This window comes from Blastopirellula marina (assembly GCF_002967715.1).
Taxonomy (GTDB): Bacteria; Planctomycetota; Planctomycetia; order Pirellulales; family Pirellulaceae; genus Bremerella; species Bremerella marina_B.
Genome location: NZ_PUIA01000030.1, coordinates 104,921 through 115,266, shown reverse-complemented (window position 1 = coordinate 115,266; position 10,346 = coordinate 104,921). Strand labels below are relative to the sequence as shown.

General features: G+C 58.2%; 9 protein-coding genes. 5 read left to right on the top strand and 4 right to left on the bottom strand.

From position 1 onward, the window contains the following. Positions 1 to 887: 887 nt before the first annotated feature. Complete coding sequence (locus C5Y96_RS09785) at positions 888 to 1,901, top strand: 6-bladed beta-propeller (RefSeq protein ID WP_105352571.1); 1,014 nt, start codon at positions 888 to 890, stop codon at positions 1,899 to 1,901. 426 nt (positions 1,902 to 2,327) lie between these two features. On the opposite strand, the gene C5Y96_RS09780 is transcribed toward C5Y96_RS09785, so the two are convergent. Together C5Y96_RS09780 and C5Y96_RS09775 are read right to left on the bottom strand one after the other, a co-directional pair. Next, entirely contained in the window at positions 2,328 to 3,281 is a 954-nt protein-coding gene (locus C5Y96_RS09780) for a lysophospholipid acyltransferase family protein (protein ID WP_105352569.1), read from the bottom strand. A gap of 141 nt (positions 3,282 to 3,422) precedes the next feature. After that, entirely contained in the window at positions 3,423 to 3,926 is a 504-nt protein-coding gene (locus C5Y96_RS09775) for a tRNA (cytidine(34)-2'-O)-methyltransferase (protein WP_105352567.1), read from the bottom strand. 144 nt (positions 3,927 to 4,070) lie between these two features. Between C5Y96_RS09775 and C5Y96_RS09770 the strand changes: the two genes are divergently transcribed. The 4 genes from C5Y96_RS09770 to C5Y96_RS09755 all read left to right on the top strand — a co-directional run bounded on the left by C5Y96_RS09770 (position 4,071) and on the right by C5Y96_RS09755 (position 8,527). Continuing rightward, positions 4,071 to 5,207 carry a glycoside hydrolase family 88 protein gene (locus tag C5Y96_RS09770; protein WP_105352565.1) on the top strand — a complete coding sequence of 379 codons (1,137 nt, stop codon included), beginning with the start codon at positions 4,071 to 4,073 and terminating at the stop codon, positions 5,205 to 5,207. Between the two features lie 86 nt (positions 5,208 to 5,293). After that, positions 5,294 to 6,436, top strand: a complete 1,143-nt coding sequence (ispG, locus tag C5Y96_RS09765) for a (E)-4-hydroxy-3-methylbut-2-enyl-diphosphate synthase (protein WP_105352562.1) — start codon at positions 5,294 to 5,296, stop codon at positions 6,434 to 6,436. A gap of 292 nt (positions 6,437 to 6,728) precedes the next feature. Beyond that, on the top strand, positions 6,729 to 7,556 hold the full coding sequence (locus C5Y96_RS09760; RefSeq protein ID WP_105352560.1) for a DUF1570 domain-containing protein: 828 nt from the start codon (positions 6,729 to 6,731) through the stop codon (positions 7,554 to 7,556). Further along, on the top strand, positions 7,553 to 8,527 hold the full coding sequence (locus C5Y96_RS09755; protein ID WP_105352558.1) for a nitrilase family protein: 975 nt from the start codon (positions 7,553 to 7,555) through the stop codon (positions 8,525 to 8,527). The genes C5Y96_RS09760 and C5Y96_RS09755 overlap by 4 nt, the downstream gene beginning before the upstream one ends. A gap of 29 nt (positions 8,528 to 8,556) precedes the next feature. Here the strand turns inward: C5Y96_RS09755 and C5Y96_RS09750 are convergent, their stop codons facing one another. Further along, positions 8,557 to 9,510 (bottom strand): hypothetical protein, encoded by a 954-nt coding sequence (locus tag C5Y96_RS09750; RefSeq protein ID WP_105352556.1) that lies wholly within the window; start codon positions 9,508 to 9,510, stop codon positions 8,557 to 8,559. 228 nt (positions 9,511 to 9,738) lie between these two features. After that, on the bottom strand, positions 9,739 to 10,320 hold the full coding sequence (locus tag C5Y96_RS09745) for a DinB family protein (RefSeq protein ID WP_105352553.1): 582 nt from the start codon (positions 10,318 to 10,320) through the stop codon (positions 9,739 to 9,741). Between the last annotated feature and the right edge of the window lie 26 nt (positions 10,321 to 10,346).

Genomic DNA, 10,346 nt, shown 5'->3' with positions numbered 1-10,346 from the left:
TCGATCGGGCGATCGGGGATGACCATCAGCACCTCACCACAGCAGGGGCAGATGATGCGGTTCCCATCGCGCACGGCAACCTGCGGAGTCTGGCTGTGATGGCCGGCTCCGTGTTGTTCAGGTTGTTCGTGGGAATGGGACATTTTTCTTGTGGGTTGAGTGGAAATGGTGTTCGCACGCCCAAGCAGACTTGGGCGTGGCACCCGGGGGATCTGTTTCCGGGTCCTGGATTCGAGGGGGAATCGCAGGGGTTCCCCTAAGATATGTGAACATGTGTATACATGTCAAATGTTTGGGGGAGATTTTTTGGAAGAGTTTTTTGCCTGGTCTTATCCGCGTAAGTCTGCGTGATCCGCAGTTGTCTTTTTTATTGAGAACTTGAGAGCTGGTACTTGGTTTGACCCTCATGCTGGCCCTCTCTCCGGCGGGGTGAGAGGACGGGAGGTTTCAGGCTTGGGCAAAGTAATCGCAGTTGGGCATCTTTGTCGGCGGGAACGTAGTCTTTGCCCGAAATTGAAATGCCCGTTTGGCAATCGTGTGTTTGGTGTTGGTGGGCAACAAGGTCGGCCTGAGCTTGGCGAGCGGTTGTTTGGCGAGCGCTTGAATGCTCTCGTGCTGCTGAGTCGTCGCCAGCAAAATGCAGTGAGGAGAAAGATTTTCCTAGACAGGTGATTCAATAGGCAAAAAGTCTTGTTATGCTGGGGAAAGGCTTCTCGTCTGCCCGAATTGCCATTGGTGTTTGGCGGCTCGGCGGTTGCCAGGCCCCCTGCACTTCCCTTGCCGATTTTCCTTTTCCTGTTGCTGCGGTCTGTCATTGGTTCCTGATGCGCGACTGCGGTGAATTTCCCGTCGAATAACCACCGAACAAACTACTCGGAGTTTCTATCATGCGTGTTCTTTCGTTGCTTCTGGCGATTGTCGTTTCCGTTGGGTCGGCCTGTTCGTTGTTGGCGGAAGAGAAGCAGCAGCCGGTGCGAATGGGCAGCGGGCTGATGACCTTCGACACGGTTCCTGGCTGGGGCCTGCGTCCTGATGGGCATTCGGCGATTGGCCCGTGCCACGGTTCGGTGGTGATCGACAAGGCCGGCAACATCTATACCAGCGCTCAGGCCGGGGTCTTTATCTTTTCGCCGGACGGCAACGTGATTCAAAGCTACCTGGGGAAAGACTACTCGAACATCCACGACATGGAGATCCGCGCCGAAGGGGACAACGAGTTCATCTACGGTGCCCGCAATAACGACGCCGAAGGGATTAAGTTCAATGCCCACACCGGCGAGATCGTCTTGCGGCTCAAGGCCCCAGAGGAAGCCGGCCTGGGCAAGATCAAGTTCAACCCGACCGCGATCACTGTGGCCGCCAGCGGCGATATCTATCTGTCCAACGGTTACGCCACCAACCATATCTTCAAGTACGACAAAGATGGCAAGTACGTGATGCACTTCGGCGAGAAGGGGAACGGCATGAAGCAGTTCAACACGGCCCACGGCATGACGCTCGATACGCGTTACGAACCGAATCGCTTGCTGATCTGCGATCGCAACCACCAACCCAAAGGCCGCCTGCTGCACTACACGCTCGACGGCGAGTTCATCGAAGAAGTAACGACCGGCCTGGGCATGCCGACCTCGGTCGCCATCCAAGGCGATTTCGTCTCGGTGCCAGATTTGCACGGGCGTCTGGTCGTGCTCGACAAAAACAACACGATCATCGCCGTGCTCGGCAACAACCCCGATCCCGCGAAAGGCCGCAACTACAACGTCCCGCAAGATAAGTGGGTAGAAGGCCAGTTCAGCGGAACGCACGGTTCGTTCTGGGATGCCGAGGGGAACCTATACGTGCAAGACTGGAACGTCGCCGGGCGAATTATGAAGCTGGTGCGAGTCGACATCACGAAGTAACGTGAATCGAAGCAAATCTGAGCCATGCCCACAAACGCGGTGGCATGCTCTTGGCGTGGGGCGAAGATGGTATGACCGACAATCCTTACCAGTCTCCGCACGAATCCTTTCAACCTTCCCATGCATCGAGCACCGCGAGCATCTTGGGCTGGCACCTTCTGGCCCCGCTGGCCAGCGGCCTGGGGACGGTCGTCCTGGTAGTGGCCGTGTTGCACGTGCACGCGGATAGAAGTAAGTCGCGGCAACCGATCATCACGTATGAGGGGCTGTTCGCGCCCTGGATGCCGCAGCTTATCTACGTGGGCCTGGGGTTGTCGCTGTTGGGTGTCGTTGCCGGTATGGTGGCCAGTAGTTCAAGGCACAAGTGGCTATTGATTGAGGGCGCATTGCACTGTCCAGAGGCACACGGAGTGTATTGGGCAGGTTCTAAGCAGCCGCAGCCACCTTCTCCGCGGCCAGTCGCTTCGCTTCCTGTTCCCGTTTCTTCGCTGGCCGTTCGTCTTTCCAGCGGTTGTGCACCCACCAGTATTGTTCGGGGTCGCGGCGGACGACTCGCTCTAGCATTTCGTTGTACCACTGGGTGACTTCTTTCACCCCTTTGGCTTCGCTTGCTGTGGCGGGGTCGTAGATGCCTTCGACGCCGAATTCGAATTGCATGGGGCCGCCGGTGCGGCGCATGTAGAGGAATACCAGTGGGGCACCGCTGGTCATCGAGAAGACGCTGATCGCTTTGTGGTACGAGGCCGGGCGGTTCATGAATTCAACCCAGCACCCCTTGGGGCCGGCGTTTTGATCGCACAGGAGGGCCAGCGTTCCGTTTTGGTTGAGCACCTGTTCGATGTACGGGGCGCTTCCCTGCTTCGGCAGGATGATCTGGCCGGTGCTGCTGCGGAACTCTTCGAGCCACTTATGCAAGAATGGATTATCCAGCGGACGGGCCACGGTGTACGTGGGGAAGCCGAGCATACCGGTGCAGTAGCCCATCACCTCGAAGTTGCCGAAGTGACCCAGCAGCACCACCACCGGGCGGCGGCCGAGGGCCTGCTCGATTTGGATGTGGATGTTCCGCATGGTGATATGCTTGTGCCAGTTGGTATCGTGCAGCTTGCGCGGGGCGTGGGCGATCTCGCAGACCATCAGGCACAAGTGGTACCAGCTGCGGCGGGCCAGCTTCTTGCGCTCTGGCGGGGAAAGCTCGGGAAAGGCATGCGCCAGGTTCGAATCGACCAGCTTGCCGCGGATCTTCAGGACGTCGCTGGCCAGCCAGGCCAGGAATTTGGAGACCTGGGCGCAGACCGAAAGAGGCGTGGCCTGCACCGTGCAGATGAACAGGCGAACGATCAGATAGACGAGGTAATCAACAACGAGCTTGGGCCTCATTTCGCCTCCGTGCGATGCTTGGCCGGTAGTGGATCGATGGGTCGCGGGCTATTGTGAGGAAAAGACAGCTATCAGGAAAGATCAATCCGCGAAGGATGTTTGGCTGCCTCAAGTTAGGCTGACTGGCAATTCAGGGGTGCTTTACCCAATTGGAGACTCCCCAATTGGTAAAGAATATTCGCTGGCCAGGGTCAGCTGGCGGACCCCTTCGTAGGCTATCACGCCGGCGGTTACCGCCAGGTTCAAGCTGCGGACGTCGGTTCGCATGGGGACCGAAATGGCGGTCTGCTGGTTCGCTTCGACCAGCTCGCGCGGCAGGCCTTTCGACTCGCAACCGAAGACGAACGCGTCTCCTTTCTGGAAGCTGACGGTGTGATAGCTGCTTTTGGCGGTCTTGGTTAAGTACCACTTGCGATTGGACTTAAGGCGGTCGTCGAGGGTCTGCCAATTGGGGACGACTTCCCAATTGAGGTGCTGCCAGTAGTCCATGCCGGCGCGGCGAAGGGCGGCATCGTCGACCTGAAAGCCGAGGGGTTCGATCAGCCACAGTTTGCTGCCGGTGGCCACGCACATGCGCCCAATGTTGCCGGTGTTGGGAGGGATCTCCGGGGCGTACAGCACAATATGAAAGACAGGGTCGTACATCGAAATTTTCTAACGTTCCTTGACCGGGTCGCTTTTCGGGCAGCGGGACTGGGGCTAGTATGCACCACACCTTCGCATTATAGCCGATATCGGTATTCGACTTTACGCCCCTATCCCGTGTCCCTGTAAGAGTTTCGCACGATCATGACCGACCAGCGCATCGAGCAGTATACCAGCGCCCTGAAGTTCGCCGAAAAGCAGGTCGCCGCGACCACCGCGCAGCATCCCGATTACTTCCCCATTTACACCGAAGGAGGGAAGTGGCGGCATGACAAAGAGTTGTGGACCGACTGGTGTGCTGGTTTCTACGCCGGGATGATGTGGCAGTTTCACCTGCGGACCGGCGACCCGGCCTGGCGCGAGAAGGCCGAGCACTACTCGGCGCTGTTGGAACACCGTCAGCACGACCGCGACGTGCACGATCTGGGTTTCATTTTCCTCAGCACCTACCTGCCGTGGTACCAGCTGACCGGCGATAAGCATCTGCACGACGTCCTGGTTCAGGCCGGGCGTACGCTGGCGATGCGTTTCAAGGAAAAAGGACAGTACCTGCGAAGCTTCGTGTCGGACGACTCGCTGTTCATCGACATCATGATGAACGTGCCGATCATCTTCTACGCGGCGATCGAAACAGGGGACGAAGAGCTGATGCGGCGAGCAGTGAACCACTGTCAGACTACCCGCGACACGATCGTCCGCGAGAACGGCTCGACGGCGCACGAAGGGATGTTCGACCTGGAAACCGGCGAATTCCTGGAGCAAACCACCCACCAAGGTTTGCGCGGCGACAGTGCCTGGGCCCGCGGTTTGGCGTGGTCGCTGTATGGGTATTCTAAGTGCTACCAACTGACGGGTGACCAACAGTATCTGGAAGTATCGATGCGTAACGCCGACTTCTGGATCGCCAACCTGCCGGAAGATAAGGTGCCGTTCTGGGACTTCGATGCCGACCTGAGCCAGCCAGCCCCCTGGGGTGCCCAGAAAGAGACTTCCGCCGGAGCGATCGCCGCTTCCGGCTTGTTAGACCTGAGCCGGCAGGTGAAGGATTCTGCGAAAGCGGCGCAATATAAGGAAACTGCCTTGGCCATGCTCGATGCATTGGTTCAGCCGGAATACCTGGCCATCCATGACGAAGGCTGGGAAGGTATTCTGAAGCACGGCGTCTACCACACCGAGAAAGACCTGGGCGTGGACGAGTCGGTGATGTTCGGCGAATACTTCTTTGTCGAAGCTCTGACGAAGGTGGTTCGGGACGACTACCCGATCAACTACAAGGCGTAAAAACCTTAACAGATCGTGATGTTGCCAAAAGTACCGCGGTTGTAGACAATACAGCAAAAGTCTTTCAACCGTGGGAGTTTACAACGTTGGAAATCGTTCGCAATCCGACGCGCAGTGTCGCAATCGGCAGCATTCAAATCGGTTCGGGCCATAAGATCGCCGTTCAAAGCATGACGGCGACCAAGACGCAAGACATCGACGCCACCGTTGCCCAGGTTACCGACCTGGAAAAGGCAGGGGCCGATGTCATCCGGATTGCCGTCGACAACAAGAAGGATGCCGAGGCACTTGCCGAGATTCGCAAGCAAACCTCAGGCAATCTTTCGGTCGACCTGCAAGAGAACTACCGACTGGCCGAACTGGTCGCTCCCCACGTCGACAAGATCCGCTACAACCCGGGTCACCTTTACCACCACGAGCGCGAGAAGCCGTGGCAGGAAAAGGTGGAGTACATCATTGGCATCGCCAAGGACAACGACTGTGCGGTTCGCATTGGGGTGAACTGCGGCAGCGTCGACCCGGCCAAGCTGGCCCTCTACGAAAAAGACGACTCGATCACGCCGATGCTGGAAAGTGCCTGGGAGCACTGCGACCTGGTCGATCGGCTAGACTTCCACCGCTTCTGCGTTTCGCTCAAAGATAGCGACCCGCAAAAGGTGATCGAAGTGAATCGCCGCTTTGCCGAGAAACGCCCCGACGTGCCGCTGCACCTGGGCGTAACCGAAGCCGGCATGCCGCCTGATGGGATCATCAAAACACGCATCGCATTCGAGCAGCTGATTGGCACTGGTATTGGCGACACGATCCGCGTTTCGCTGACGGTTCCGAACTCTCGCAAGGGAGAAGAGATCGAAGCTGGCCGCAAGATTTTGGACGACATCGCTGCCGGCCGCGTGCGAACGGTGGTCGATTACGGATTGCAGACGCTCAACATCATCAGCTGCCCGAGTTGTTCGCGCGTCGAGAACGAAGCGTTCGTCGACCTGGCCGCCAAGGTGAAAGAGCTGACCACGTATGCCAAAGATCATAAGATCACCATCGCCGTGATGGGTTGCCGCGTGAATGGCCCTGGCGAAACCGACGACGCCGACCTCGGCCTATGGTGCGGCCCGAACTTCGTGAACCTAAAGCGAGGCGGCGAGCCACTGGGCGCGTTTGGCTATGAAGAAGTGCTCGAGAAACTGAAGGAAGAGCTCGACCAGTTGATCGACGCTCAAACGGTTGGGTAAGTAAGTCACTTCCGAAGCCCCGAAGGGGCGGGATGGAATAGCCAGGGGCGTGAGCCCCTGGAAAGAGTGCCATGTAGGAAGTTTGCCCTGAAAGGGCGACATAGCACTCAAGATTAAAGTTTATGCCGCCCCGTTGGGGCTCACTTGGTAATGCGATACGTGACCAGGGGCTTACGCCCCTGGCTATTACATGTCGCCCCCTTGGGGCTAAGATTCGATTGCGATCACGGTCGTTGTATCGACAATCATCCCTCTCCCTGCGAGGGAGCGGGGACAAGACTAAGGACCACGGATGGCCTGCTTCAAGCAACTTATCGAACTTCGCCTGGCACTGTTGATTAGTTGCTGCGCGTTGCTTTCGATTGGTTGTGCGATGTGGAACAACCAGGTTCACGATGCTCCGCCGGCGTTCGTCGATGATGTTCCACTGCACATCGAAGCGGACTTCGATTTGCAGGACGATAGCCAGGTGCTGCAAGAGGTGCGGAACCTGAAGATGGAATTGCGGGACGACCTGGGCATTCCTTTCTCGAACGACAAGATCCACGTTCGCATCTTTCGTGACGGGACCACGTTCGCCGAGTTCACCCGGCAGCACTTCCCGCAGCTTAACGGCCGCCGAGCACTGTTTGTGGTCGAACGGGGCGAGTACTATGTCTATGCGATCTGGTCCGAGAGTGTGCTTTCCGACCTGCGGCATGAACTGACGCACGCATACTTGAACTCGTCGGTCGGTACCCTCCCCTTGTGGCTCGATGAAGGGCTGGCCGAATACTACGAAGTGGCTGGCGTGCCGGGACGACTCAATCGCGAACATCTTCCTTGGCTGGCCGATGGGATGAACCGAGGCCAGTGGCAGCCTGACCTGGAACGCCTGGCCACGCTGGCCAAGCCCGAGCAAATGACCAGCACCGACTACGCTGAGTCGTGGCTGTGGGTACATTACCTGATGCAGAACCAACGCTCTGATATCATCCGCGGCTACTTGGTAGCCCGCCGCGATAAACAAATCGTCGATCCGATTCCGCTGGCGATCCGCAATACGATTCCGCAAGCGGAACTCCGCCTGGCCAGCCACGTCAGCGCGACCTACCCTGCCGACAAGCCACGCCTGCCATGATCCTTCGCGCCGCGACCGTTCAGTTTCAGCACGCCCCCGGTGATAAAGCCGCCAACCTGGTCACCGTCCAGCGGTTCGTCGCATCAGCAGCCGAGCAAGGCGTGCAGTTGATCACCTTTCCCGAGATGTGCCTGACCGGCTACTGGCATGTGCGCAGTCTCGATCGTGATACGATCGATGGGCTCGCCGAGGAAGTGCCTGACGGACCATCGACGGCCGCCCTGGTGCAGCTCGCTGCGAAGTATCAGATGATCATCGGGGCCGGGCTCATCGAGCGGGCCTCAGGCGGGCAGCTTTACAACACATACGCCGTGGCCATGCCGGATGGTAGCGTGCATGCACATCGGAAGCTGCACTGCTTTATCAGTGCTCATATGAGCAGCGGCGATCGTTACACGGTGTTCGATTCTCCTTTGGGCTGTAAGCTCGGGGTGCTGATTTGCTGGGATAACAACCTGGTCGAGAATGCCCGGGCGACCGCGCTATTGGGGGCCGATATCTTGCTTGCCCCGCATCAAACCGGCGGAACGGCTTCGCGAAGTCCGCACGCGATGGGACGCATCGATCCCCAGGTATGGCTCGAACGCGAGAACGATCCTCAGCGACTGGCCGACGAGGTGAACGGCCCCAAGGGACGCGAGTGGCTGCTGCGATGGTTGCCGGCACGCGCGCACGATAACGGCATGTTCATTCTGTTTAGTAATGGAATTGGTCTGGACGACGACGAAGTGCGAACCGGCAATGCGATGATCCTGGACTGCTATGGCCGGATCGTGGCAGAAGTAGACCAGCCGAAAGATTCGCTCGTGATTGCCGACTTGGATCTGAGCCTGTTGGACAAATGCACCGGCCGGCGCTGGATCCGCGGCAGGCGTCCCGAGCTTTACGGCATTCTGACCGAGAAACAGGGAGGCGAGCTCTCCCCGCGCGAAGCGAGGTTCTCAGAGGCTTCGACCGAAGAGAAGCGTTAGCGGAGGGCACGCTCATTGCGGCCGCAAGTTTAGCTGATTACCTTGCTCATCAGGCGAAGTTCGTCGATCACTTCGAAGCCGAGGGTTTCGACGACCTGGGTGAGCATGGCGTTGTCGCTGGCTACCTGGGTTTCGACAACGGCAGTTCCTTCTTCGGTCATTTGCCGCAATGTTTCGGCCAGGAAGAACTGGGCCTGAACATCGGTGCAACCGCTCAGGCTATCCATATCGACGATACCGCTCATGCGAACGCCGCGGAGGTGGCTGAAGGCTTCCATTTGCACGACTGTCAGACGGGCCAGCGCGTGGCTGTCCTGCTTTTGAACCAGCGAGTACCGCGTGCGATGCTGATGCATGTAGATGCACGCTTCGCGGAAGTTGGTATACGGCGGGTCATCTTCGCGGAGTACGTTCAACGTCCGCCGAGCCGCGATCTGGTTGCGATCGACAGGGGGGCGAAAGCCTCGCAGGGCCCTGCTGTAAACCTTCCAGCTGCGAGCATGATCAAAACCATGCCGCGCGGCCAATTCGATCATTCGCGTATCGGACACTAAGGCCCCGCGGTTACAGCTTCCCTTGGCCAGGCCGAAGTAAAAAGGCCCCGGCTCGCTAGTGCCGCCCAGCAGGATCGAAGACGCGGACGTTTCTCGCACGATCGCTTCGGCCGCCTGAACAAGTGCGTCTTCGACTTCGGCTGCTTCGGGAATGTTCGCTGCCAGAACGATCGGCAGGTTGGCGATCTCGGCCCGAAGGCCATCCGGCAATAGCGGACCAGCCATCACCAGGTGGGCCATGCCGGCCAGCTTCCCTTCGATCTCGGCGATCAAAAGGTTCTTCGGCTGGAAATAGGGTTTGGCAAGAACCTGGGCTTCCAACAGCGTGACCGCCATCGGCTGAGCAAGTCCCCGACTGATAGGCTGATGGTTCCATAGTTCCACCAGCTTAGGAGGATCGCAGTTGGAAAAGGGGCGAACGACGATCAAGAGAGCAACATTTTCGGCAAAGTGGGGATGTGAGAATTCTTACTGTTAAGAGTATCCCAAATGTCTTGAAGCGGAAAGGTAGGCAGTTATTGATGAGTGCTGCCGACAAGGCTGCTTACCCGCAAACGCATGGGCTGTGGCACGCATTTCACCGCTGACACCTGACGCCTGGCATTCGATTCTTTGAATTTATTTGCCAGGCGTGGAATTCCATCGCGAGTGGGGCACTTAACCTTCTTGGCTTTCGTTCGGATCGCCAAAAGTGCCGCGGTTCGATCCCGTACCCCAGTTTTCTTGGTTGTACTGATCGCTTTGACCTGGCGCGATCGTGACCCACTGCCAGGGGCCTTTGTGCACCATCCGCGCGACCATGACAATCTGGCCGACATGATAGGTGACGTGCGTTACCGATCTGGTCAGGGCCTCGTGAATGGTGTGGTGGTGCCCACGGACGAACATGGACTGCTGCATGTTCGAATGTTTGATTTGCTCGATGGCGGACGTCAGGGCGTTCCAGCCGTTGTCGAAGTGAGCCAGTAGTGCCGCGCGATCTCCTTCCCAGTCTTGGAACTCGGTATCACGCGCTCGGTCCGGCTTCTCGCCATCGGTCGTCAGGAAGTCGGTCCAGCGACTACGAAGGTTTCCGCCGATGTGCCGCAAGAGAATCGCGACCGAATTGATCTCCGGAGCGGGTCGGGCATGCAACTCGGCGTCGGAAAGCTGCTCGACGGTGACATCGATCATCTCTCGATAGGAAGCCAGCGTTGCGCTAATCCCTTCGATCCACTTCTCGTTTGCGGATGGTTGCATAGCGGTCTTTGCTCGTTCATGGGGCG